We start from the raw sequence: 24,236 nt of genomic DNA, 5'->3' as shown, positions 1-24,236 counted from the left end.
GCGCTCTGCAGTCTTTCGTTTCTGGGATAACCAAGGCAAAGCAGCCGTTTGGAGACGATCGGCAAACTAGTCCGCGAATGGCACGGCGTCACGAGACAAATTTTTGAAACTGAGATCGTTCCGATGGGTGAGCCAGCGGTACTACGGGCGCTCGTGGCGGACTGGCCAGCAACCATCGCTGGCGGCCGTACGGCCGGTGAACTGGTCGCCTATTTAGTCTTACATGCTCGAGCGCACCGCTGTCGACTATGTCGGCGCACCCACTATCGCCGGCAGGTTTCTCTACCGCGAGGACATGAACGGCTTCAACTTCGACCGCTGGACGGCGCCCTTTCGCGCCGTGGCGAATATGTTGCTCGGCGATCTTGCGACGGGTGCCGGTCCGGCGATCTACAGTGGCGCCGCATCCGCGGCGGAACACGTCCCGACCTTCGCCGCCGACAACCCCATGCCGTTGCTCGATCCGACAGCGACACCCAGGTTGTGGATCGGGAATGCAGTGACGGTATCGACGCATTACGACACCGCCGACAACATCGCCTGCGTGGCTGCGGGCCATCGCCGCTTTACCCTGTTTCCATCCGAACAGGTCGCCAACCTGTACGTCGGGCCTTTGGAAAACACCATTTCCGGTCAACCCGTCAGCATGGTCGACCGTTGGCGCCCGACCTGGACCGCTTTCCACGCTATGCTCTGGCCGCGGAGACGGCGCGGTCGGCGGTGCTTGCGCCTGGCGGCGCGATCTATGTGCCGACGATGTGGTGGCATCACGTTCGCTCGACCGGACTCGCAGCGATCGGACAGAGCGAGACGCTACGGACAGTGCTGCTCCGCTACGTTCAGACTTTCATCGTTCAGGTGGCCCAGAGCACTGCCACAAACGCGCATCATCGTATTGAGTCGCGGCTCGCGCGCTGGTTTTTGATGTGCCACGATCGAAGTGACGGCGATGAGATTGCGCTTACCCCACGAATTTATTGACATGATGATTGCAGACGAGCGCAGCGGTGTGACCGTCACGCTGCATATCTTCGAACGCGCAGGCATGATCCGCTCGAAGCGCGGGCGCGTCATCATCTTTGATCGCAGAAAACTCGAAGAGATGGCCGGCGATAGCGACGGCGTGCCCGAAGTCGAGTATCGCCGGTTGATCGGACCGATCGGCTGTGCCTCGGTTGTCCCGCCGTTTGAGGGTAGGAGTCCAAACCCGCGCTAAAGATGTTGCGGCACCGCTGATCAGGCAAGGCGAGCCGTGGATCGTGCCGCAAGGACGAACCGATCATAGTTTTGAGCAGTAGATGTGTGCTCGGATGAGCAGCTTAATCTATGTAATTATTAGATTATTCTCAATTTGAAACTAATCCGCCCTCAAAGTGGTTTGAAGCTTTTCGGACGGTTGCGATTGGGAGCCTTAGGAGTTGCATGAAACATGCGCATGGATGTGCCTACCGATTGGGCCGGAAACGCAATCAAGCTTCCACCTGCCTCTGTCGTTGACGGGGGAAGCAAGCCTTCTCTGGAGCGGATCGTCGCCGAGGCCATGCACGCGACTGGTTGTAGTACCGCGATCGTTTGCCGCGAACGCGACGGCCAGCTCGCGATCGTTGCCGGTAACGGCAATGGCACCCTGCAAGGGATCGTCCCCGTTGTCCTGAACGCCGATCCAGCCTGCCAGTCAGGCATTCTTGCAACGCAGTTCATCGATGATGCGCCAGCATCGCCGATTGGCTTTCATGCCGGGCATGGTTCAGGCGTCCGGTTTGCCGCTGCGGCGCGGATTGCGTCGGACGAAGATGCCTTCCTCGTTGTCCTGCACGACCGGGACCACGCCCCGCTGAGCGCCGCACAAACCTATGTCCTGCGCGCGCACGCGGCTCATCTGGCAACGATGTTCAAACTGGCACGGCTGCGCGAGCGGGTCGAACTCGTCGATGATACGGCGCACGCCAGGGTAGAGCGGCTTCGCCTGCTGGAGTCGGTCGCCGTTCATGCCCGGGACTCCATCATCATCACGGAAGCCGAGCCGATCGATCTGCCGGGGCCGCGCATTCTTTACTGCAATGCCGCCTTCACACGCGCGACCGGTTACTCGGCCGCAGAGATGCTTGGTCAGACCCCTCGCATCCTCCAGGGTCCAAAAACGGACCCTGCCGCCCGCGCGCGATTGCGTGAAGCGCTATCGGCATGGGAGCCGGTCGAGATCGAAATGATCAACTACCACAAGGACGGCACGGAGTTCTGGGTGGAACTCAGCATCGTGCCGGTCGCGGATGATCGTGGCTGGTTCACCCACTGGGTATCGGTGCAGCGCGATATCACCGAGCGCAAGGAGGCCGAACAACTCGCCAACCGCATACGCATCGCAGAATTCGAGAACAGGGCACTCGCCACCGAAATTCAGGAGCGCAAGCGGGTCGAGGCCGAGCTGCTTTATACCGCCTTCCATGACAACCTGACGCACCTGCGCAATCGGGCATTCTTCATGGAGCGGCTAACCACAGCTCTCGAACGCGCGCGCGACGAGGCGTTTGCAGCGTGTTCGGTGCTGTTTCTCGACCTCGACCAGTTCAAGGTCGTCAACGACAGCCTTGGTCATATCGCAGGCGACGCGCTGTTAAAGGAAATCGCTCAACGCCTGGAGAAATGTGTGCGGCCGCATACGCTCGCCCGCATTGGCGGAGACGAATTCGCAATCCTGATCGAGGACGGCATTGGACTTGACGTTCCGGTTCGTGTCGCCGAGCGCATTATCGAGGCGCTACGCGCACCCGTCCAGCTCGGTCGGCAAAGCGTATTTCCCTCATGCAGCATCGGCATCGTCCAGTCGGCCGATCGCAACTGCCTGCCGGAAGATCTAATTCGCGATGCCGATATTGCGATGTACGTCGCAAAACGCGGCGGGTACGGTGATTATGCGATTTTCGACGCGTCGATGCATGATGACGCAGTTGCGCGGTTGACCCTCCAAACCGATTTGCGGCAGGCGATTGATCGCGACGAGTTTTATTTGGCCTATCAACCAATCGTCGACCCTGCGACGGGTTCGATCTTCGGTTTCGAGGCTCTTCTGCGCTGGGTTCACCCTGAGCGCGGGTCCATCGCACCGGTTGATTTCGTTCCCGTCGCCGAAGAAATTGGCCTGATCCGTCAGATCGATCGCTGGGTAATGCGCGAAGGCTGTGCACAGCTTAGCAAATGGCAACGACAATGCTCGAACCCTGCGCTGCGCATGAACCTGAACACATCGGCAGCCGAGTTCGTCGATCCCGATTTTCTCCCTAATCTTTCGGCCACCCTGGCAGAGTTCGGCTTGCAGCCGCAGTGCCTCGAGCTGGAAATCACCGAAGGCATCTTTTTGCATCCATCTCCCGGCATAGCGGCGACGATCGCCGCTATTCGGAAACTTGGCGTGCGGATCGCGCTCGATGATTTCGGCACGGGTTATTCCTCGCTGAGCTATATAAACCGTTACGCTATCGACACGATCAAGATCGACAAGTCGTTCATTGATGGCGTCTGTACCGATCCGCGCACCCAAGCGATCATCGACCTGATCGTGAAACTGGGCCGCACACTCGACGTGGCCGTGGTGGCAGAAGGCGTCGAGACGCAGGAGCAGGCTGATGCGCTAACGAGCATCGGCTGTGGCGCAGTGCAAGGCTTTCATTTCGCCCGCCCGCGATCGGCGCATGATGCAACGAAACTGCTTGGCTTGGCGAATTGTGAGGTTCCTCTTAACGGTTCTTAGGCCAAGGCTTTTTGATGACCGGCTGGAACGAACAAAAGCGCCTTGACGCACTGTACCAGTTGGATCTTCTCGACACGCGCGCCAGCGAAAGCTTCGACCGGATTACCCGAATGGCTAGTGTCAGGACCCATTGATGTAAGAGGCGCGATCTGGTTCAGGCTCCGTGAGGAGACTGAGGATGAGCGACCTGTACTGGCTGACGGAGGAGCAGATGGCTGCCCTGCGGCCATATTTCCCAAAGAGCCATGGCAAGCCGCGAGTCGACGACCGGCGGGTGTTGAGCGGCATCGTTTTCGTGAACCGCAATGGGCTGCGCTGGCGTGATGCGCCCAGCGACTACGGCCCGCACAAGACGCTCTACAATCGCTGGAAACGGTGGGGTGAGATGGGTGTGTTCCTTCGCATGATGGAGGGCTTGGCTGCCGCTGATGCCGACCCAAAGACCGTCATGATCGACGCGACGTATCTGAAGGCGCACCGCACGGCATCGAGCCTGCGGGTTAAAAAGGGGATCTCGGGCGCCTGATTGGTCGCACCAAAGGCGGCATGAACACGAAGCTCCACGCCGTGACCGACGCAAACGGCCGTCCGCTCAGCTTCTTCATGACCGCCGGACAGGTCAGGGACTACACCGGTGCGGCCGCATTGCTCGACGATCTGCCCAAGGCGCAATGGCTGCTCGGCGACCGCGGTTACGACGCTGACTGGTTCAGAGATGCCTTGAAGACCAAGGGCGTCCAGCCATGCATCCCAGGTCGGAGGTTTCGGCTCGAGCCCATTAAATACGACAAACGCCGCTAAAGGCGCCGTAGCCGTATCGAGATTATGTTCGACTAGCGCCGCGTCGCGACCCGCTACGATAGGTGTCCGACGGTCTTCTTGTCCGCCATCGCCCTCGCTGCTACCGTCATCTTCTGGCTTTGATCAACGAGTCCTGACCCTAGGATTGGCCATGATGAGGGCTGCCTCGAGATGGTGGGGCCAAGTTTCGCTGCGTTGCCAGACAGAGCATCGGTTAGGTGCGAGGGGGTACTGGTTGAACCGGTACTCTGATTTCGAAACGCTTCGACCCGTCCGTCGGGTGAATAAAAACGCTATCGGCTGACGCGACCAGGCGCTTGATCAATCCCAACCCCATGCCACCGTTCTTTGAGTTGTCGGCTTCTGGAAATGGAAGGCCGTCATCGTCCACGATGATTACGGCTTGGCGCTCGCCATCGCGGCGCACCGAAATACTGACATGGCCCGACTTTCCTTCTTCGAAAGCGTGCTTGATTGCATTCGTCGCTAGTTCGTTCACCACAAGCGCCAAGGTACTAATGTGGTCTGGGGCAAGACCCTTCACCTCGTCATGCTCGGTCTGCAGCGAAATTAGAATGGAACGGGGCTCAGCCTGACTGTGCAGCGCTTCACACACCTGTCGGAGAGCGCCTTGTAAGCTAAGCTCTCGCCGCTGGTTCAGAGCGATACGGGCACGCGCGAGCACTGCGACACGACCCATGGCGTCCGCCAACGCGTCGCGCGTCTCCGGGTTCGTTGCACGCCGGCTCTGCAGGGACAGCAAGCCAACGACGAGTTGGAGATCGTTGCTGCAACGGTGATGCGTTTCCCGCAGCAAAAGGTCGTCATGGGAGGCGGACTGAGAGTGAGCCGGAGCGGTCGTTGAAAGGGGCTGTGCCATCGGACTCAAACCCGTGTCCGTTGAGCATCTGCCGACGGAGGCATGTGGAGATAGCTTGGATTAAACCCGCAAGCCTGGCGTAATGCGGCTATGTCAGGAATTGTAATGTAGCGATTTTCGAGCGCGATCAGGCCATCCTTTTGAAGGACCCGCATCGTGCGATTGACGTGAATAGCGGTAAGCCCAAGCGCATCCCCGATCACTTCCTGGGTTAACGGGAACGCATAGCTACTCTCCCCACCGATTTCCGCGTCGAAACGAACACTCAGCTCGCATAGCAGATGCGCAATCCGTTCAGTTGCGGATCGACGGCCCAACGAAAGCGCTCGTTGGCTGACAATCGCATTCTCGGTGAACGCAAGGCACGCCAATGCGCGTGCAATTCCAGAGTATTTGGCAGCAAGCATCGACACCCGTTTGCGCGGCAACGCAACAATCGTTGTCTGCGTTATCGTACGGACGCCGTAATCAAGACGATCGAACAGCAAGGAGTCCAGGTTGGCGATGTCGCCTGGAACCAACAACCTTGACAGCAGACGACCACCGTTTCTGGTGGTCGCGTATCGGCAAGCCCAACCTTTGGTAACGATGAAAAGGCGATCAGTGCCCTCTCCTTCGCGAACGATGTCGGTATGAGGTCCAACCGGCGTTACATGTAAGGCGATTTCTTCGAGCGCGTACTGCTCGTCGCGGGTGAGCATCTGCGCGGACCATATGGGCAAACTCGAATGCAGCGACAGCTGCTGTCTCGTATCGGAGGTAAAGAACGTTTCCGCCTGCGAAGCGCCGATCATGCAGCCTTGACCTTGACCGTAACATCAGAGGCGATTTTTCCCAGGTACGCTTCAGCGAGTTGATAATGAACCTGGACGACGTTGGGCAGCATTGCCGTTTGTGCTCGCTCAACCTCGACCTCAGCACGGTGCTGGTAATAGGACCGATCACTCTCAAGCATGTGAACCCTCCATAAGCACCGTTCATAGGCGGTACATACGGGCTTGCTCGCACGCCGCGCGACCGTCCGCTATGCTATGTGGGGTAGGACACAATTGGTTGCGATAAGTTAGTCAATTGCATGCAGGTTAACCCGGTATCAGCCGCCAGAGCCCTTACCGAAGGGCGCCACCAGCTTGCTGTACTGAGCTTCGGGCACACCATAGCCTTCGCCGGCCAGATCCGTGAGTTTGGCACGGTCAAGGATGCGCACGCGTCCCCGTGTCGCCCGGATCATACCTGCCCCCTCCAGAATATGGAGAGTTACGGTCACTCCACTGCGTTCAGCGGCGATCATCATCCCCATGAAATCGTGAGTCAGGGGAATCTCGTCACCGTCCATGCGATCGTGACACATGAGTAACCAGCGAGCGAGCCGGGCCTCGACCCGCTGATGCGCGTTCGTCGCCGCACTCTGTGCAGTCTGGATCATCAGCGCCTGAACGAAGCGAAGCAGCATCGTCCGAAGGGTATCGCTTTGCTGGATGGCAGCGAGATATTTTTCCGTTGCGATGCAGAGCGCTGTCGCTTCACTAACCTGGATGAAGCTTTCATGTGGCGTATCACTAGCACCGAGCAGCAGATGCGTCGCCGACACGCCTTCTTTGCCGAAAATGCCGACCTCGGTTCGTCCCTTGCCCGGCGTGTCGGATACGATCGACACGACGCCACCTTCAGGAAAGTAGACGTAATCAACCGGCGCGTTCGCTTGGACCAGTACGTCGTCGCGGCTGACATCGACGCGGTTGAGATCGGGTTGCAGCCGGGCAAAATCCTCTGGCAACACGGTTGCGAGGAGAAGGTTTTCACTGGTCGATTGATCTAGATGTGACATGAGCGCCCTTCATTTTGGGGCGAAAGCGCAAGCATCTCTCAGTCGCTCACGCCCTGAATATGGCGAGCAATAATTCTGCATAGGCGACAACAAAGAAGGGCCGCTCTAATCTGTGTTGTACCGGAAGACGAGAAGCAGACCCCTGACGACGAGGCCGAGTGCGGCCATTCAGAGCCGACATCGGATCCCACTGGAAAACCCGGTCCATTTGACGCCGTAACGCCGGGATCGATACAGGTTAAGGCGAACGTGCCTCAAGCCAGCTAATCATGCGTTCATGCCCTTGTACTATTTCAACGTTTATAATGACGATGTGGCCCTTGACGAGGAAGGTGCCAACCTTGCGGACGATCAGGCAGCACGCGCTCACGCGATCAATGCCGCGCGTTCGCTTGCTGCCGACACAGCTTCCAAAGGGCATCTTACTTTGAACGACCGCATTGAGATCGAGGATGCAGATCACAGACCTGTCGCAACGGTGCGGTTCGGCGAGGCGGTCGAGATCAGGTAGGTAGCAGGCGTAAGGCAAGCCTCCAGACCAGGAACTTGCGGCTGAGTTCAGTGAAGCGCCGAGTGTGACCGGCGGTAACGAACAGCACGTCACCTGCTGTAGCGTCCATCTCATCGGCATCGCCGCTTCCCAACCTGCCAAACCCGGCAATCACGACGTAGACGGTGTCGGTCGGGGCAGGTCCTTCCTCGAACGGCTCGCCGGGCACGGGCCGAAGGATAGTCGCCGACAAGGTGTGATGCTCCAAAACGGGCAGCACATAGGCTAGCTCGTCCGCCCGAAGGCGATCCGCAAGCGCAGTGAGATTATAAGCTCCGGCACCGACGTTCATGAGTAAGCCTGCTTCCCAGCCCCTGGCTGCTGGTCAATGGTGTTTAGAGGAGGTCGCCGACACGGCCGACGATTGCGGGATCATCGGCTACGGTGCGATCGAGGTGAAGGTAGCTCGCGTTGAACTGTCCGATCTCTTTCAGCCTCTTAGGGTTGGTGATCGTCAAAGTGCGTTGGCGAAGCTCGATCAATCCATCGTCGCGAAAACGCTGCAAGACGCGGTTTACGTGCGACGGTGTAAGGCCCGTCGCGTCGGCGAGGTCTGTCTGGGTAATTGGAAAGTCGAGCGAGTCGTCTGTGGTTTTCTCAACAACGCGATAACGCACCAGCATTTCGTACAGGAGATGCGCGATGCGTTCGGTGGCGTCCCGTCGCCCATGATCGACAATGCGCTCGCGCAGTACGCCGAGGTCAGTCATCGTTCCCCACCAGAGCGCTTCTGACATGGACGACACTTCGCGCAGCAGCCGTTTCATTTCATCGGAGTGAATCATGGCCGTCGTACTGGGCGTCAGTGTACCCACGCCGTGGTCCATTTTCTTGAGGATAAATATCTCGGCATCGCAAAGATCGCCGGGCACCAGGAAGGCCATGATCTGGCGTTCGCCGTCAGGCAGGATTTTGTAGCGACACGCGAGGCCCGTCAGCAGCACGTGGCAATAGTCGGAGTGCGTCCCATCCGCGATGATATCCTCATTTGCACCATGCTTGCGTTGCTTGGCGTTGATGAGATCGTCCAGCCGGCGACGATCCCCTTCGGAGAAGGCCGTGAACTGCTCCATCTTCATCGTCCAAGGGTTCTTCATGGAGCCTCCTATGGTAAGTCGTTCAACACCTGTCTGCGCACCTGGATCCGGGCACGGCCGCTACCGCCAAGCGGCGCTCACCCGGTGCGAACGAGACATTCATATAATAGGTTTGCTACGAAATATCTGATCTATCACAGAGAATGGATCGATAATCTCAGTTAGCGTCGACGCACACCGAGAGGGTTGCGCTCCACCGCAACGGTAGGACGCGCAAATGACGGATTCACAAGACGCAGTTCTGTGGAATTCTATGCGAAAGCTCGAAAAAAGATTTCCTTTATCTACCGAAGATAAGGCCGCGGTTTTGGGCTTGCCAATCTCTGTAAAAAATCTGGAGCCGGGAAGTTATATCGTCAGAGACGCTGATATTGCGCAAAACTGTTGCGTGTTGCTCTCAGGCTTCGCGTACCGGCACAAGACCGTCGGTGACGGTGCACGGCAAATACTCTCGATCCACATACCCGGCGATATGGTCGACCTACACAACGCATTTCTAGGCATCGCCGATCATAATGTCCAGATGCTGACGGCAGGCCAAGTGGCCTTGATCCCGGCAAAAGCAGTACAGGATGTAGCCTATTCCTATCCCGCTATCGGGCGGGCAATGCTTCTCGAGACGCTTGTTGACGGCTCGATCTTCCGTGAATGGATTGCCAATGTAGGACGTCGGGATGCCAGATCCCGCGTGGCCCACTTGCTATGCGAGTTCGCAGTTCGCCTTCAAGCCTCCGGAAAAAGCGAGGCCCGCAATTACCGTCTTCCCATGTCCCAAGAGCAGATTGCCGACGCGACCGGCCTTACGCCTGTTCATGTCAACCGCATGATTCAAAGCCTCCGCCGCGACGGACTTATCAGCACCGACAAGCGTTCGGTGACGATCGACAACTGGGCCGAGCTTGCCGCAGCTGGGGACTTCAGCACAGCCTATCTGCACCCCGAGCTTGCAGAAGGCGAGCCGCGCTGATGGAACAGTGGCGAGCGAGGGTCCGCGTTCGCCCTCGGCTCACCGTTTGCGTCGCGGGGGCGTATCTGTTCACCGTGAACCCCATATTGTTGCATCGCAATATCGCTGCCATTAAGGGTACAAAGACAGCCTATGTCAGAACCTAATAAAAGTTCTTCTGCTCGAATGATGGCTGCCAACATCGAAAAACTGTTGGAATTTGCCGATCAGCAAGAGGATTTCGTCCTCGGGGCTAAATTAGCTGACGTCCAAGCGATATTCTTAGAACGATATCTTCCCTCCGAACCAGCTTGAATCTAAATTCATTTGGTTCACAATACCGCCATATCGGGAGGATGAAGCGGTATGATAGGCGATGATCGCTCCGCAAATTTGGCTGCGGCGATGTTGAATTTCGTCGTGCACGATCAGAGACACTTCCAGCCGAGCTGTTTGCAGAACCGGCATGGGACCTCTTGCCAGAACTGTTTGTAGCGGACGCCAAAGGGGCTCAGCTCACCGGCGCGGATGTAAGCAAGCGTTGCAACATTCCACCAAGCGTCCTGTCCCGATGGCTGCGCCACCTTTCGAAGTGTAACCTTATCATTGGCGATGGGACGGGCGATCTGACTGATCCGCTAACACTATCCGGCGAGGACATGGTGAGTATGGAGCGTGCAATAGCCCGGGCTTACAATCTCCAAGTCGCACTAAATGACATGGGTCCTCCAAAAAAGCTTTGATGCAAACTCTTGACTTTTATGAGGTATGGCCTGTTGCGATCCAGCTTGGCCGTTCTCGAAATAGCATCCTTTTTGGGAAAGGCGGCGCGCCTTGAATGTCCGCTTTACGTAGCTACTTTCCCGTAACCCGCCTGTCCGCAGTCGTCCTGTTATCGCCGTTCAGCGGTCATATATGAAAAACCCAGTCGCAATCACGACTGTGCGACAAACAGGCGTTTTGCGTCGCCTGCGCGGCCTTATGGGGGCTTAGGCCCAGCGACGGATACGGGTAGAGCGGTGACCAATCCGCGAATGAGAGCTTGATCAATCGTCGTCGATCAGGAGTCCGCGGCACACCCGCCAAGGTTCAAACGGGCAATGGCATCGGCACCAGCGGAGGATTAAATTTCGCCAACGTGTCAGACGGCACTTTTGAAAGGGTATTCATGGGTCCGCTTTTAGTACCGATCTCGAATAGATAATCTCGTGCAGTCTGAGATTGCCAGGGACCAATCAAATACCTAGATGCGCCTCCAGAAATGGAGCCCTTCTATGTCCGACACTACCCTCGACCTGAACCCCGTTGAACTCGCGACGGAATTGACAATCGCTTGGTTAGCCAATCCCAACACGCGCACCAATGCTGACGACGTTCCAGCCTTCCTGAATAAAATGTACGAAACTGTTTCGGTACTGGTCGCCGGAAACGCGACGACTGCTGAGCCCGAGGCACCTGCTCAAGAGTACACCCCGGCAGTGACGGCTCGTAAGTCGCTTGCCAGCCCCGATCACATCATCAGCATGATCGATGGTAAGCCCTACAAGACGCTGCGCCGCCACCTCGCGACTAACGGCATGACGCCAGTGGAGTATCGCGAGCGTTATGGCCTGAAGGCTGATTACCCCATGGTCGCTCCTACCTATTCAGAGGCACGCCGCACGATGGCCAAGAGCATTGGCCTGGGCCGCAAGCCTGGCCAAACAAATGCAGCTAAGGCGGACGGCAAGCCCGCTCCAGCTCCTCGCAAGCGCAAGACCGAGGAAGCAGCAACGGAATAAACCACGGGGCTAGCTCCCTTGAAACAGGGAGCTAGCCCGTGACTACGTGCCATTTATGGCTGTAGAACCGGGCCAATTAGCGCTGATATCTACAAAAAGTGCATTGGCAGCTCTGTCGCGAAACGTAGACAGAGCGTGTGGAAAGTCGTGAGCAGCGCCTGGACGGTGACAGGTTTTCCTCCGAGCAGCCGCCCAAGCCGAACAAGGCGTAATCCCGCCCTCTGACCGCCTCGAGAGCCTCTAGAAGCCGTTTATACTAAGCCCAGCGTTCATTGCGGCGCCAAAAGACCGGTTTACGCCCTCGCTGCGGCGATCAGGCCCGGCACCCCGACCAGGGTGATGGCCCGTCGGATATTATAGGCGAGCGCGGTCAGGCTGAATTCACCGCGTGAGCTGCCCCCTTCTGAGTGGTCGATCGACTATGAGAGTCTGGATCAAGGAAGGGACGACGAATGCCTGCCAAGAAGCACAAGCCCGAGGAGATCATCGGGAAGCTGCGTGAAGTTGAAATCGTGCTGGGCCAGGGTGGGACGACCGCCGAGGCCTCCCGGCGGATCGCGGTCAGCGAGCAGACCTACTACCGCTGGCGCGAGGAATATGGTGGCCTGAAGACAGATCAGGCTCGGCGGATGAAGGATCTGGAGAAGGAGAACCTGCGGCTGCGGCGTGCGATCTCCGACCTGACGCTGGACAAGCTAATCCTGCAGGAGGCGGCACGGGGAAACTTCTGAGCCCCGCGCGGCGCCGACGCTGCATTGACCAGGTGAAAGAGGTGCTGGACGTATCCGAGCGGCGGGTGTGCCGCGTGCTCGTTCAGCACCGGTCGACGCAGCGTAAAGTACCGTGCGCGGCAGATGACGAACAGGCGCTGACCGAGGACATCATCGTGCTGGCCGGGCAATATGGGCGCTACGGCTATCGTCGGGTGACCGCGCTGTTGCATGCTGCTGGGTGGTCGGTGAACCACAAGCGTGTCGAACGCATCTGGCGTCGTGAGGGGCTGAAGGTGCCACAAAAGCAACCTAAACGTGCCGGCTCTGGTTAAACGACGGCTCATGCATCCGGCTGCGGCCGGAGTATACGGGGCATGTCTGGGCATACGGCTTTGTCGAAGCGCGGACACACGACGGGCGCAAGTTCCGGATCCTCACGATCATCGACGAGGCCAGCAGGGCGTGCCTGGCGCTGGTCGTCGCACGTCAGTTGAAACACGAGGACGTGCTGGCGCCGCTTGCCAAGCTGTTCATCGCGCGAGGTCCGCCAGCGCATATAAGGTCGGACAATGGCAGCGAGTTCATCGCTACCGCCGTCCAGCAATGGCTCGGCCAAGTCGGCGTGAAGACGCTCTACATCGCGCCGGGCTCGCCTTGGGAGAACGGCTATAACGAGAGCTTCAACGGCTCGCTGCGCGACGAGCTGCTTATCGGGGAAATCTTCTACAGCCTCGCCGAGGCAAGGGTGCTGATCGAGGCGTGGCGGCGCCATTACAACACCGTCCGGCCGCACAGCAGTCTGGGCTACCGCCCACCAGCACCAGAAGCGGCGACACCGCCATTGTCGGCCTCCGGTTCCGCTTCGCTCCACCTCCGCCCGACAATGGCGGCGGAGACGACAATGCACTAACTATCTACCCGGACCACCCGGTGGGGGCTGCTCAGGCGGGGGCAGTGGGGCTCAAATGTCGATCGACGCCGAAGCGGGACCTCGGTAGCTTTCGGCCAAGTTATTCTATCTGCGTCGAAGCTCAACGTAGCGGGAGTCCCGATTGGCGCCGATCCACAGCCGGGAATGCGCAGTGCTCCGCCGCATCATCAGTCCGAGCAGGAGCGCGGCCAGCGCCGTAAGCGCGGCGACCCCATAGATGCGCATGTTCAGCGAGCGAAAGCTTTCACGGCGTTGCTTGTCGGACCGATTGTTGGTTCCGTCCTCCAGGCACCGCCGGACCCTCGATCTCCAGGAAATCCTGAAGTGTGCGTTGTAGGTGATCCTGATCAGCCAAGTCACCCATGAGCACAACACGTTTGCCCGTCGCGGTTGCGATCAAGGTCGGTGTGACAACCACGCCCTCGATGATGGCGCGCTTGGGTTGCGAGAAGACATCTATTATCTCTAGCTCTGGTGGCATCACGCCCTTCAACGCTTCAAGCGCGAGGGCAAGATTGTGTTGAGCGCGAGCTGAGTTCGGTGTGGAGCGCGCGATGTAGAGGCGCAGTTGAGCGGCAACCGCTCCCGGCGCCGGGCTAGTCGGCGCTGAAAGTTCGCGCGGGGGGGTGTCGTTAAGTGTCACTTACTGGTCCACACCAAGATCGACTGGCGTTCCGCGGAGCAAGTCAGGAACGAGGCTGTCGTCTCCGGAACGCCGAAGGCCAAGTCGCTCGATTGCTGATACCCGACCTACCTCAACTCGGCTTTTCTCCGCGACGTTGACCAGATCCGCCTCCCGCTGCTTCCAGGACAGTTCCAGCGTTGCCGCCTGTACCCGCGCATGCGCTTCGGCTAACTCGCGTTCGAGGTCGAGCCGCTGGCGCTCCGCGGCAATGTCGCCCAACACGTGCAAGCGTTCCGCTTCTGCCTCTTTCTGCGCACGCGCACTGCCCATCAGCACCTCACCTTCAGCGACATAGACATCGACCAGATCGATCCCTGAGGCGTCCAGCACCAGCTCGCGCACCTGGTTGGAATGGCCGGTGCCGCGCGACTTGATGATCGTCAGCGCGCGGTTGCGCTCGCCGTCACGGGCCACGTATGAGACGTGGATCCAGGTGTCGGCAATCGTCGAGATCTGGCTTTCCGAAAGTTCGGCGTTGCCCACTGCCTGATCGAGCAGCGAGGTGCATAGCACCGTGATGCCGAGAGATTTCGCCGTATCGAGCAAGTTCTCGCAGATCATCGCCGAAAAAGGATAGTCCGCCTTGGGCAGCGCCGAGATCGGATCGACGACCAGACAATCGGGTTTCTGCGCCTTCATCAGATTGCGGATCTCGATGAAGTGTTCTTCCGGGCTGCGTCCGCCGGACAAGAACGATGCGATGGTCAGCAGCCCGGTATCGACATGCGGGGCGAGCTCAATACCGATCGACGTCATGTTGGCGACGATCTGTGCCACGCTTTCATCGAAGCTGATGATCAAGGCCCGCTCGCCACGCGCGCACGACGCAACCGCGAAACTCGCGCCCAGGCTTGTTTTCGATGTTCCCGGCGATCCCGAAATCAGCGTGCTGCTACCACGAAGATAGCCGCCGTTGAGTAGGGCATCGAGCCGCCCGACACCCGACGAGACCCGGTCGCTGAACATCGGGTAGGCGATCCGGGCGCCCTTGAAGGCGATCACATCGATCCCCGATGGGCCGATCACCACCGGGACCGGGTTGGCGGCAAAGCCCGAGCCGCGATATTTGGCGATGCGGATAGCGCGGGACGACCCGGTCGCGGTGATCGTCTCGGCAAGGATGATCAGGCAATCGGTCATGTATTGGAGAAAATCCGCACGGATCTGATCACGGTCGCCGGCACCGAACGTCTTGACGGTCACGATCGCGGAGATGTCTGATCGACGGATCCAGCGGTCGAGACGCAGCAATTCCTGCCGTTCGAGCCGCTCGTCGTGCAGACTGCTCAGCAGCATGTCGATACCGTCGAACACGATGTTGCAAGCGCCGATCTCCTCCTTGAGCGCAGTCAGGCCGGCCAGCAGGCCCTCGAGGTCGAAGGCGCCGGTGACGACGGCATCTTGCGGGATTCGCGCATCGATGAAGAAGAATTGGCTTTCGTCGAGCGCATCGGCGCGCCAGTCAAACGATGCCACGTTGCTACGGATGCGTTCGATAGGCTCCTCGAACGTAACGAAGATGCACGGCTCCCCCAAGTCGGCAAGGCGGTTCACCAAGGTCTGAAGCGCAAAGACGGTCTTGCCCGCCCCCGCCGCACCAATGATCGCGGTCAGCCGCCCCCGCGGCAGTCCACCGCCGCTGATCTCGTCAAAGCCCTCGATGCCGGTCATGACTTTCATGAGCGTCCTCGTGCCAGGATCACCCGGCGCCCGCTCTGGCATGATCGTCATACAGTTTGACCTTCTAAATCGTGCACCTGGTCGACCTCCGGTGGGCCGCCAAGAGGGAGTCGAACATGGTTAGTCAGCATCCAGGCAAAATCCTCGGCGAGGAGTGGCATGCTGAAAAGGTAGCCTTGGCCAATCACGCACCCCTCGCGTTCCAGGAACTCGCGCTGCATTTCCGTTTCGATGCCTTCTGCAACAAAGGCGAGCCCCATGCTACGCGCCAGCGAGATGATTGCGCGGATGATCAGGGCGTCGGTTGAGTCCAGCACCAGCTTGCGGACGAAAATCTGGTCAATCTTCAGTTTGTCGACGGGAAACTCGCGCAAGTAGCGGAAGGTCGCGTGACCGCTGCCGAAGTCGTCGATGGTGAGCGTGAAACCCATCGTTCGCAGTGCGCCCAGCGATGCCATGATCTGAGGCGAAGGCTCGATCAGCACGCCTTCGGTCAGCTCGATCTCGAAATCCTTGGCACTTGCTCCGGTTAAACGAAGAGCATCCTCGACAGAGCCGATAAATGCCGGATCAAGCAACTGATTCCCTGACATGTTGATTGCGATTTGTGGCGGGGCGAGGCCTGCCTCCTGCCACTGTCGATGCTGACGCATCGCGTGCACGAGCACCCATTGTCCGAGTTGCCCAATAAGGCCCAGCTTTTCTGCCAACGGAATGAACAAGTCGGGGCGCTGCATGCCCAGTGTGCGGTGGCGCCACCGCACCAGCGCCTCGGCCGAAACGATCCGACCCGTGGCCAAGTCGACCAGCGGTTGATAGTGCAATTCGAGATCGTCGTTGGCGATCGCGTGTTCGAGCGACTGCGCCAGGACATTCTGGTTTTGAAAGCGATCGTCGCGCTCGCGAGAATAGACGATCGGTTCATTCGGACCGGCTTGCTTTGCCCAGCGCAACGCGAGTTCTGCCTGTTTCGTCAACTCGCTCGCCGCATCCCGGTCTGCAACCTCTCGGGGCTGCCGGTTTTTCCCCAGAGCCGCACCGATAAAGGTCCTGATGACCACGTCCTGGCCGCCGATCTCAATAGGCGCCGCAAGTGCCTCGCCGACGCGGGTCGCGGCGCACAACAACGCCTCCTCCGAACCGCACTCGGGGATCAGCACGGCAAACTCATCACCGCCAAGGCGAGCGCCGATCCCGATGAACGCCGCAGCGGTTCTGGCAAGGCGTTGCGCTGTCTCGTACAGCAGTGCGTCGGCGAGCGCGGCGCCCAAGCGATCGTTGAGGGCGCTGAAACCCTCGATATCGATGTACACAACGCCGCACCTGCTGGCGTAATGCGTGCTGGCGTTTAACTGAAGATCCAGCGCGTTTCGCCAAGCCGTGCGGGTGAGAAGGCCCGTCAAAGGATCGCGAAACGCCTGGTTTGCAATCTCGCTCTCCCATCGTTTCTCCGCGCTGATCTCGATCGCCAGACCATCCCAGACGATCTCACCATTTGCCGTTCGCCGAGGGGGCGCGTCACTGCGCATCCAGTGCGTTAGTCCATCTGCCGATATGAGCCTGAACTCTTCTCGAAAGATCGACATGTTCGCAGCCGAATTGCGGATCGCGGTAATCAGCCCTTCATGATCGTCGGGATGAACATGATCGTAGAACACCAACCCCGCGCCAGTTTCGTCCACGCCGAGCAACTGGCGCAACGATGGGCTGATATACAAGACTTCTATGGTGCCGTCCTTGCGCATGATCCGGCGGTACACATAGCCTGGGATGTGACTAGCGATGCTCGCAAGCCTGGACTCCGCCTCAGCCTGCGCTGCAGCCGTCATCTGGGCCAGATCGGCGACATGCTGAACGCCGACGTGATGCGTGACACGACCGGACTGATCGCGGACCGGGTCGATCGTCACATCGTTCCAGAATGGCGTCCCATCCTTGCGGTAGTTCAAGATGCTGCGCTGGATGCTCGTTCCTGCGGCGATCGCGGCCCGTATATCATCACAGGTTTGCCGGTCCGTGTCCGGCCCCTGCAAAAACCGGCAGTTTCGCCCCGTGACCTCTTCGAGGGCGTAGCCCGACAGGATGGTGAACGCGGCGTTGGCGTAGACGATCGGTCCGTCATGCTGTGCCGCGTCCGTGATCAGGACCGCGCAGGACGTTGCGGCGAGAGCCGCCAAGCCGGTTTGATCAAGAATACTCACTCTGGCGTTTGCGCGTTGCGAAACCGGAGATTGCCTAGCGACAAAATAAATTCCGCCAAACAGAATGCGCACACGTTAATCGAACGGAGAAAATCAACCAAAGTCGCAAACTCCGACAAGCGAAAGCACTCATCGTCTCTCAGCCACCGAATGCTCAAAAAACGCCTCAATGATCTGTCCCGACTAACCTATATCAATCAGTGTTGCAAGACATACTTTCGTACCATTTTTACAACTAGCTCAATTACATGCTAGCTACCGACTCTCATTCAAAGAGCGACATGCCGATAAAGCATAGTTCGGCAGTGTCGTTAGCAAGATATTATTATATCAATATTTGTCGTAGGCGCTTCTAGGTTTACGTGTATCAGTGACGTAACGTCTCCGCATGCGTTAATCCGGTGCGGCCAGGCAATCTTGCGCGTTTGTCTTCAAACATTATTATGACGCGCTTAATCCTACTCTGGCATGACGCATCCCTCGGGGAGCTATTTTGGTGGCACTAACTGAAACGAGCTTTGACGCAATTGCCTTGAGCGATCTTGAAATCATGGGCAGCGAGGACCGCGATGCGTTGCCGTACGGGGTTGTGGGCTTCGCGGCGGATACCATCGTGCAGATCTATAACGCGGCCGAAGCGCGGATGTCGGGGCTTGATCCCACCACGGTCATCGGTGTTCCCTTCTTCGACGCTGTTGCTCAGTGCATGAACAATTTCATGGTCGCGCAGCGGTTCGCCGACGAGCCGGAGCTGGACGCCATCGTGCCCTACGTCCTGACCCTTCGGATGCGTCCTACCAAGGTACGACTACGGCTGTTGACGTCGGCCAAGACCCCTCGTCGTTACGTTCTCATCGAACGCTGAGCCAACTTGATGTCCCATGGGTCGAGCGAGGAGCAGCTTCTCGAATCGGACAACGCCTGTCGCACCTCCGGGGCAGTTGGCTTTGCGCTGATCGGTGGCGCATCTGACATCAGTCGAGCAGCCAGGAGCTCCGCATTCGTCCTAGCAGCGTTCGCAGCGCGCAATGCCGTGGCGGCGCGCTGTTGAAGGATCGTCGTGGACGGCGCGGGGGCATTGTCGGCGGTCGTCAGAGGCGTCGCGGAGACAAATGGTTCGGGGAAGATCGGGCAGCGGGCGCGGATCGTGGCCTCGATCTCGCTGCGCTGGTACCGCCGACGTTCGTTTTCGGTCTCCTCATCCCACGGCGCGGTGGACAAGTAGGAGAAGAGCGGCTTCTGCGCGCTTGGTGCGGACGCCACGAGCACGACCTCGTCGCGCTCGACCTGCCACATGCCCTGCGCCTCCTGGTCCAGCGCACCGTAACTCAACGCCCAGTCGAACTGACCGTCTGGCCGCAGCAACAGCTCGGATCCGGTCTCCATCACACCCATGAGGTAATAATGGCCAACGAGCGCGGCAGGTGTATCGTGGCCGCCGTCGGCACGCGCGTCGGCAGGCGTGCCCTGGGTCGAGGGGGCGTCGGCAGGAGCGAGCGCATCCAGTGCGTCGCTCAGGTGACACGACTTGCCCGGTTGATAGTCGAGAAACTCGGCAACGGTCAGGACGTTACGATCACCCTCCTCGCTATAGCTGCCCATCACGTCGGCAGACGCGCGCCGGCCATCCTTGCGATAGCGAGCGACCGCCTGACCTCCCGGCACATCGCGCAGCAGGTAGCGCGACGCCGCCAGATCGCACCGCGTGAGGATGACCTCGCCTCGCTCGATCGACAGCGTACCGATGAAGCTGTCCATGCCCGAGGGTTGCGCAACCGCCGGCAGCGGCGCGACCAGTGCCAGCGAGACGACGATCGCACGGTACCAATTCCGTCTCACAGCGATGTCCCATCCTTGTCCAGCATATCGAACCGATATGCGCAGCCGTAGAGCGTCTTGCCGGGGTGCGTGGTGACGTTGGAGATCGTTCGGGCGACTACCATGTGGCTACCATAGCCGTCCTTGCCCGCGGGTTCGGCGACGTCGGTCATGATCCGCTCGCCCAGGAACTTGCGAAAGGGGAACTCGGCTTCCGCCTGGGCGCGGGTCACCTTACCCGAGGCGACCATCGCGTCGATCATCGGTTGAGCCGACATGCTGTTGTCGATCTTCTCGGCTCGCGCCACGATGGCGGGGTCCGCGACGTCGAGCACCGCGAGGATGGCGTCACCGGTAAAGCCGATCCGGCGCGTGCTGTATGACCCCGCGACGGTAATCGGCTTCGGCAGGTCATATTCGGTCATGAACGAATTGGGCGAGGCGATCTTCTTCCATCCCCGCGTCCGCGCAAGCTGTTCCTCGCCATCGATCGCCATGGCGAAGCGCATGTAACCGGGAACGTCCAGGCGGCAGCTAATAGCATCGATCTCGGAGACATCAGCAGGGTCGGTCTCCGCGGCGGTCTGCTGGAGCTTGCGGCGAGCATCAGGGCGTAGAGAATGAGCATCGGCGGACGTTAGGGTTGCAGCCAGAATTTGCCACCGACATCGCGGCAACAGGGCCGGTCGGTGTCCTACGGCAGCGGTTCTATGCAGCGACCACCAGCTTGACGAGCGTCCCGGGCTTCAGCGGCTCGTCAGCGGGAAGGCCATTGATGACAATAAAGCGTTCACGCTTGCTGTCGGCTATTGCCATGCGCTGGCTCAACGTATCGATCGTGTCCCTTGCGCCAACAGTGACGATCCGGATGACCTTGCGACCCTCCTTGCCGTCGGCATAAGGCAGGCCATCGAGCATGCGGAGGAACGCCGTATCCTGGGTGATTGCAAGCTCCGGCTTGCCAGTGGCCTTCGCCAGTGCCTCTGCGCGCTGCACACGATCGGCTCCATTTGGATGCGTCGATGCCCATGTCGGCGCAGACCGTGCGGTGCCGCTGCCCTGCGCCGTCAGCCCGGTCGATTCATCGAGCGCCGCCAGGATGTCAGCCGAGGCATAGGGCGAATAGCCCGCAGCGGTGATGTAGCGGACGCCAAGCGCATCAGCCTGATATTCCTGATCGCGTCCGTATTTCAGCGTGTACAGCTGCGCGCCCGTACCGGCGATCCGGGTCGCGAGATCGCTTCTCGTAGCCAGGCTGACGCCACGAGCGAGCAGACCGCCGATCGTCGCACGCGTGTTGCGCGAGGCGGCGTGGCGGGCGGCGACATGGCCTACCTCATGGCCCATTACGGAGGCGAGTTCTGCCTCCGAGATCATCAGTGCGAGCAGCTGACGGGTGACGTAGATGTACCCGCCCGGGATGGCGAAGGCGTTCTCGACCGGGGAGTCCAGCAGGGTGACGGTGAAGTCGCCGCCCGCATTCGACAGGCCGGACTGGACCGCCACGCGCTTGCCGACACGTTCGACAAATGTCGCCTGCGGCCCCTTATACGCACCGCCGAACTGCGCGAGCAGTTGCGGATGAGCCTGAGTGCCCTGCGCCTTGTCGGTCGCCGAGATCGAGCGGACCGTGTTCTGGGCGATGACAGGGGCAACAGGTGCGAGCAGGAATGCGCTGGCTAGCAGTACGGCAATGCGACGGCGGATCATGAAGCTCTCCCGGTGACGACGGTATAAAGCGGCCCTTACACCGTTGTTCCGGATGAGCATCGATACCGCTCTGCGCTAATCCCGGTCGGCCTCATTCCTGTCGATTAACGAAACTAACGATGGCGCTACTCTCCGTCGTGCCTGTTAGCCGCCGTTGAATTATCGTTATACCACAATTATTTAGATATGCGGCAACAACGCTCCCACCCCAATACGGGGGTAGAAGTCCGGGACGGCCCGGCAGCTCCGATGGAGACTGCTGTGGCGTGGATTGCTCTCGTTTTTGCTGGTTTGTTCGAGATTGTTTGGGCTTCGGCCATGAAGCAATCTCATGGGTTCACACGGCTCTGGCCAAGCATCATTACGGGGGTGGGCATGTTGGTCAGCTTTGGCCTTCTTGCGTCGGCAATGCGGGTTCTGCCGTTGGGAACAGCTTACACGATTTGGACCGGCATCGGCGCGGTCGGCGCGTTCGTCGTCGGCATCATGGTCTTTGGCGAGGCTATGACCGCGATGCGCCTTCTAGCCGCCGGGCTCATTGTCAGCGGCCTCGTCTTAATGAAGTTGTCCACGACTGCTTGATCTTGAACGTCCGCAAGGGGCGCTAGCGCCTGGCCCGATGTTCCCAAAAAGGAACGGCAGTCGAGACGGCATCGGCGCTCTCGGAATCGATCGTTATCAAGAATGGTCGGGAGGGGTATGATCGGTTTGGACGATGCATAAGTCTTCCAAGCGACAGTATAAGGCTTACACGCCTTGTCAGCCGCCCCCCGAGAGGGGTCGGCAGGCCGTCTTGGAAAGCGTATAACTGGCGAAAGGCTTCTCAACAGATTTGCGGTCCCGCATGACAATTTGCCAAGTGAGGCTGTCGCCTAACATGCGCCAGCGGTTCACGTAGACCTTGTCCGGATATTGGTAAGTAATATCGAACCCGTCTGCCTTGCTTTCGCCGCGTCCCGCTACCGCGGACGCCCCGCCAAAACTGTCCGCCCAATATCCAACGATAGGGCCAGCCCGGTTTTGGACGGCTTGCCGCTTCCGCCAAAAACCAGGTGTGCCGCGTACTGGTCCTGCGGATCGGCGAGCGCGCTGCTTGCGGCTTCGACAGCCAGCATCGCATCCTGGACGATCGGATAGGCGTTAACCGCAATAGCGACGGCTTTGCCCACCACCGTACCCTGCCCCTCCCAACACCCCCCGAGCGCGTTGACCGAGGTGGGCACAGGCGTGACCCCCGATTCTAGAGCGCTGCCAGTGGATGATGCCGCAAGCATAACCATTGCGATGCAAGGCTTTCCAATCATCAGTCCCCCCGTCCCCCGTTCCTGTCCAGGTGTCTAGTCCAAGCATCTGGTGCATCGGGTTGGCGATGAACCGGTCTGACTCTGACGTCCAGATCTTGGCGATGTATTCGTAGGGGGAGACCACAGAGCGTATAGGCCCCTATGCATTATCCGGACCCAATTCCGCAAACGATCGATTCCAAGAACGCTTTCCCCATCTCAATCGTCGTTCGTTTTCGGGAAGCCAACCAGACCGGTGTCCACCCGGAGCGGACCTTGCCGGCAGGTTATTGGCGAAGGCATTTCTCTTGCACGGTGCCAGGCTGGCACGAGTGGTTCGCCACAGTTTTGGGTAAACTCCAGGGTGGCACCACGCGGCCTTCAGACCTAATCTGATCGCGTTCGAGCATGCGTGAGCGAGCAAGGGGAAAGCAAGAATATGCGTCATCGACTTGGCACAGTCGCCTTTGCCGGCATGATCGCCTTAGCGACCGGTGCGGCTGCACAGGGACTTGCAACCAGAGATCTGACGGGCGTCAGTCAGGCGGCTGCCGCGGCGTTGGGCTCCGGCTTCGAGGCAAAAGAGGAACCGCAGCGGGCCACCTTGTTCTGCACGGATTGTGTGGGTGCACCGGTCGTTGACGTTCTGATTGGTCGTCAGGCGGATGGAACGGAGGAACGGGTTCGGTCGGGCACGACAAGCATCGCCGATCTGCAACAGATCTGTCGCGCACGCAGCCCTCGATGCACCGTCACGGCGCTGGAGGTGGCGCCGGCTGTGGGTTGGGTAAGCGGGTATCCGCTGGGCGACCGTGCGGGGGCCACGGCGATCATCATCCGCGATGGCGATCTGCTGACCGTTCGCTCGCTTGCACAGGATCCCGCATCGGCCAGACAGGCGATCGATCGCTTGTTGCCGCTGATCCGAACTCGGATCATCGGACCTTGATCAACTACCCGGCTAAAAAAATTAGCGATGCGATGAGGGGCGAGCAATCACACGCCCGGTTCTGCCAACGAGCATGAGAAGCTTTCCCAAAACTCGATCCTATTTCGAGAATTGAAGCTGGCACGGGCTGCGTCGCAAAAAGGGTCCCTTTTGCAACGCCGGTTCTGATGCATGGTGCGAGCTAGGGCGTGACGATCCCTGCTAGGGACGATACGTTGCCTATCAGTGGGCAGCGGAGGCCAAATGCGTAAAAGTGATCTTATTCAACGCATAGCCTTGCTGAACCCAGACCTACCAAGTCCAGTATGCCGGACGTTGGTAGAGAAGCTATTTGACGCCATTGTCGATCACCTCCGAGATGGGGGTGCCGTTGAACTACGCGGTTTTGGACGCTTCTTTCTAAGCCAGCATGCTCAGCGAACCGTTCGAAACCCTCGGACGGGAGAAACTTTTCTAAGGGACGAGTTCGCAGCGGTACGATTTCGTGCCGGTAAGGCGATATGTGCCCAAATTAATGCTGAGGTACCCTCCAAATAGGACGTGTCCTGATGCAAAAATCACACAGACCGTGTGAAAAGGCGTGAGTAGGCTGGAGCGCACTGCGATACCCTCCGTTGAACGGTCTTCAGCGGGAG

The 24,236-nt window shown here is 59.3% G+C and carries 22 protein-coding genes and 3 pseudogenes; 12 read left to right on the top strand and 13 right to left on the bottom strand.

The window, feature by feature from the left end:
- The first annotated feature begins 223 nt into the window (after nt 1-223).
- From QFZ54_RS18905 to QFZ54_RS18890, 4 genes and pseudogenes are all read left to right on the top strand, one after another.
- Nucleotides 224-981, top strand: a pseudogene (locus QFZ54_RS18905) (cupin-like domain-containing protein).
- On the top strand, nt 950-1,216 hold the full coding sequence (locus tag QFZ54_RS18900) for a helix-turn-helix domain-containing protein (RefSeq protein WP_307090061.1): 267 nt from the start codon (nt 950-952) through the stop codon (nt 1,214-1,216). The pseudogene QFZ54_RS18905 and the gene QFZ54_RS18900 overlap by 32 nt, the downstream one beginning before the upstream one ends.
- Before the next feature lie 213 nt (nt 1,217-1,429).
- Nucleotides 1,430-3,748 (top strand): putative bifunctional diguanylate cyclase/phosphodiesterase, encoded by a 2,319-nt coding sequence (locus tag QFZ54_RS18895; RefSeq protein ID WP_307090060.1) that lies wholly within the window; start codon nt 1,430-1,432, stop codon nt 3,746-3,748.
- A 178-nt stretch (nt 3,749-3,926) separates the two neighbouring features.
- Nucleotides 3,927-4,672, top strand: a pseudogene (locus QFZ54_RS18890) (IS5 family transposase).
- Between the two features lie 91 nt (nt 4,673-4,763).
- Here the strand turns inward: QFZ54_RS18890 and QFZ54_RS18885 are convergent.
- The 4 genes from QFZ54_RS18885 to QFZ54_RS18870 form a co-directional block, all read right to left on the bottom strand.
- Nucleotides 4,764-5,429 carry a sensor histidine kinase gene (locus QFZ54_RS18885; protein ID WP_307090058.1) on the bottom strand — a complete coding sequence of 222 codons (666 nt, stop codon included), beginning with the start codon at nt 5,427-5,429 and terminating at the stop codon, nt 4,764-4,766.
- Nucleotides 5,430-5,434: 5 nt separating this feature from the next.
- Nucleotides 5,435-6,223, bottom strand: coding sequence for a Crp/Fnr family transcriptional regulator (locus QFZ54_RS18880; protein ID WP_307090056.1), 789 nt, complete (start codon nt 6,221-6,223; stop codon nt 5,435-5,437).
- Nucleotides 6,220-6,384 carry a hypothetical protein gene (locus QFZ54_RS18875; RefSeq protein WP_307090055.1) on the bottom strand — a complete coding sequence of 55 codons (165 nt, stop codon included), beginning with the start codon at nt 6,382-6,384 and terminating at the stop codon, nt 6,220-6,222. The genes QFZ54_RS18880 and QFZ54_RS18875 overlap by 4 nt, the downstream gene beginning before the upstream one ends.
- 138 nt (nt 6,385-6,522) lie before the next feature.
- Nucleotides 6,523-7,257, bottom strand: a complete 735-nt coding sequence (locus tag QFZ54_RS18870; protein ID WP_307090054.1) for a Crp/Fnr family transcriptional regulator — start codon at nt 7,255-7,257, stop codon at nt 6,523-6,525.
- Nucleotides 7,258-7,534: 277 nt separating this feature from the next.
- Between QFZ54_RS18870 and QFZ54_RS18865 the strand changes: the two genes are divergently transcribed.
- Nucleotides 7,535-7,768, top strand: coding sequence for a DUF6894 family protein (locus QFZ54_RS18865; RefSeq protein ID WP_307090051.1), 234 nt, complete (start codon nt 7,535-7,537; stop codon nt 7,766-7,768).
- On the opposite strand, the gene QFZ54_RS18860 is transcribed toward QFZ54_RS18865, so the two are convergent.
- Nucleotides 7,761-8,099 carry a hypothetical protein gene (locus tag QFZ54_RS18860; protein ID WP_307090049.1) on the bottom strand — a complete coding sequence of 113 codons (339 nt, stop codon included), beginning with the start codon at nt 8,097-8,099 and terminating at the stop codon, nt 7,761-7,763. The two genes, QFZ54_RS18865 and QFZ54_RS18860, sit on opposite strands and share 8 nt — an antisense overlap.
- A gap of 43 nt (nt 8,100-8,142) precedes the next feature.
- Entirely contained in the window at nt 8,143-8,904 is a 762-nt protein-coding gene (locus tag QFZ54_RS18855) for a Crp/Fnr family transcriptional regulator (protein ID WP_307090048.1), read from the bottom strand.
- Between the two features lie 217 nt (nt 8,905-9,121).
- Between QFZ54_RS18855 and QFZ54_RS18850 the strand changes: the two genes are divergently transcribed.
- The 3 genes and pseudogenes from QFZ54_RS18850 to QFZ54_RS18840 all read left to right on the top strand — a co-directional run bounded on the left by QFZ54_RS18850 (nt 9,122) and on the right by QFZ54_RS18840 (nt 13,254).
- A complete protein-coding gene (locus QFZ54_RS18850; RefSeq protein ID WP_307090047.1) occupies nt 9,122-9,871 on the top strand; it encodes a Crp/Fnr family transcriptional regulator in 750 nt (249 codons plus the stop codon).
- A 1,253-nt stretch (nt 9,872-11,124) separates the two neighbouring features.
- A complete protein-coding gene (locus tag QFZ54_RS18845; protein WP_307090044.1) occupies nt 11,125-11,631 on the top strand; it encodes a MucR family transcriptional regulator in 507 nt (168 codons plus the stop codon).
- Nucleotides 11,632-12,083: 452 nt separating this feature from the next.
- A pseudogene (locus QFZ54_RS18840) lies at nt 12,084-13,254 on the top strand (IS3 family transposase).
- Nucleotides 13,255-13,519: 265 nt separating this feature from the next.
- Here QFZ54_RS18840 and QFZ54_RS18835 read toward each other — a convergent pair.
- From QFZ54_RS18835 to QFZ54_RS18825, 3 genes are read right to left on the bottom strand one after another with little or no spacing between them, the layout of a single operon-like run.
- Nucleotides 13,520-13,918, bottom strand: coding sequence for a circadian clock KaiB family protein (locus tag QFZ54_RS18835; RefSeq protein ID WP_307090042.1), 399 nt, complete (start codon nt 13,916-13,918; stop codon nt 13,520-13,522).
- Nucleotides 13,919-15,640, bottom strand: coding sequence for a circadian clock protein KaiC (kaiC, locus tag QFZ54_RS18830; protein ID WP_307090041.1), 1,722 nt, complete (start codon nt 15,638-15,640; stop codon nt 13,919-13,921).
- A 47-nt stretch (nt 15,641-15,687) separates the two neighbouring features.
- On the bottom strand, nt 15,688-17,913 hold the full coding sequence (locus QFZ54_RS18825; protein ID WP_307090039.1) for a putative bifunctional diguanylate cyclase/phosphodiesterase: 2,226 nt from the start codon (nt 17,911-17,913) through the stop codon (nt 15,688-15,690).
- Nucleotides 17,914-18,337: 424 nt separating this feature from the next.
- On the opposite strand from QFZ54_RS18825, the gene QFZ54_RS18820 reads away from it, so the two are divergent.
- Nucleotides 18,338-18,706, top strand: coding sequence for a phosphonate transporter (locus tag QFZ54_RS18820; RefSeq protein ID WP_307090036.1), 369 nt, complete (start codon nt 18,338-18,340; stop codon nt 18,704-18,706).
- On the opposite strand, the gene QFZ54_RS18815 is transcribed toward QFZ54_RS18820, so the two are convergent.
- From QFZ54_RS18815 to QFZ54_RS18805, 3 genes are all read right to left on the bottom strand, one after another.
- A complete protein-coding gene (locus QFZ54_RS18815; RefSeq protein ID WP_307090034.1) occupies nt 18,685-19,680 on the bottom strand; it encodes a hypothetical protein in 996 nt (331 codons plus the stop codon). The two genes, QFZ54_RS18820 and QFZ54_RS18815, sit on opposite strands and share 22 nt — an antisense overlap.
- Nucleotides 19,677-20,168 carry a hypothetical protein gene (locus QFZ54_RS18810; RefSeq protein ID WP_307090031.1) on the bottom strand — a complete coding sequence of 164 codons (492 nt, stop codon included), beginning with the start codon at nt 20,166-20,168 and terminating at the stop codon, nt 19,677-19,679. The genes QFZ54_RS18815 and QFZ54_RS18810 overlap by 4 nt, the downstream gene beginning before the upstream one ends.
- Before the next feature lie 199 nt (nt 20,169-20,367).
- Nucleotides 20,368-21,369 carry a M48 family metalloprotease gene (locus QFZ54_RS18805; protein WP_307090029.1) on the bottom strand — a complete coding sequence of 334 codons (1,002 nt, stop codon included), beginning with the start codon at nt 21,367-21,369 and terminating at the stop codon, nt 20,368-20,370.
- A gap of 261 nt (nt 21,370-21,630) precedes the next feature.
- Between QFZ54_RS18805 and QFZ54_RS18800 the strand changes: the two genes are divergently transcribed.
- Nucleotides 21,631-21,951 carry a DMT family transporter gene (locus tag QFZ54_RS18800; protein WP_307090509.1) on the top strand — a complete coding sequence of 107 codons (321 nt, stop codon included), beginning with the start codon at nt 21,631-21,633 and terminating at the stop codon, nt 21,949-21,951.
- Nucleotides 21,952-22,328: 377 nt separating this feature from the next.
- Here the strand turns inward: QFZ54_RS18800 and QFZ54_RS18795 are convergent, their stop codons facing one another.
- On the bottom strand, nt 22,329-22,538 hold the full coding sequence (locus tag QFZ54_RS18795) for a hypothetical protein (RefSeq protein WP_307090027.1): 210 nt from the start codon (nt 22,536-22,538) through the stop codon (nt 22,329-22,331).
- A gap of 526 nt (nt 22,539-23,064) precedes the next feature.
- On the opposite strand from QFZ54_RS18795, the gene QFZ54_RS18790 reads away from it, so the two are divergent.
- Both QFZ54_RS18790 and QFZ54_RS18785 read left to right on the top strand, forming a co-directional pair.
- Nucleotides 23,065-23,601: a hypothetical protein gene (locus QFZ54_RS18790; RefSeq protein ID WP_307090025.1), complete on the top strand. Its 537-nt coding sequence runs from the start codon at nt 23,065-23,067 to the stop codon at nt 23,599-23,601.
- A 243-nt stretch (nt 23,602-23,844) separates the two neighbouring features.
- Entirely contained in the window at nt 23,845-24,138 is a 294-nt protein-coding gene (locus QFZ54_RS18785; protein ID WP_128456127.1) for an HU family DNA-binding protein, read from the top strand.
- The last annotated feature ends 98 nt before the right edge of the window (nt 24,139-24,236 follow it).

The sequence above is a fragment of the Sphingomonas faeni genome (assembly GCF_030817315.1).
Classification (GTDB): domain Bacteria; phylum Pseudomonadota; class Alphaproteobacteria; order Sphingomonadales; family Sphingomonadaceae; genus Sphingomonas; species Sphingomonas faeni_C.
The sequence above is the reverse complement of the archived record's forward strand: the minus strand, read 5'-3'. Positions and strand labels throughout refer to the sequence as shown.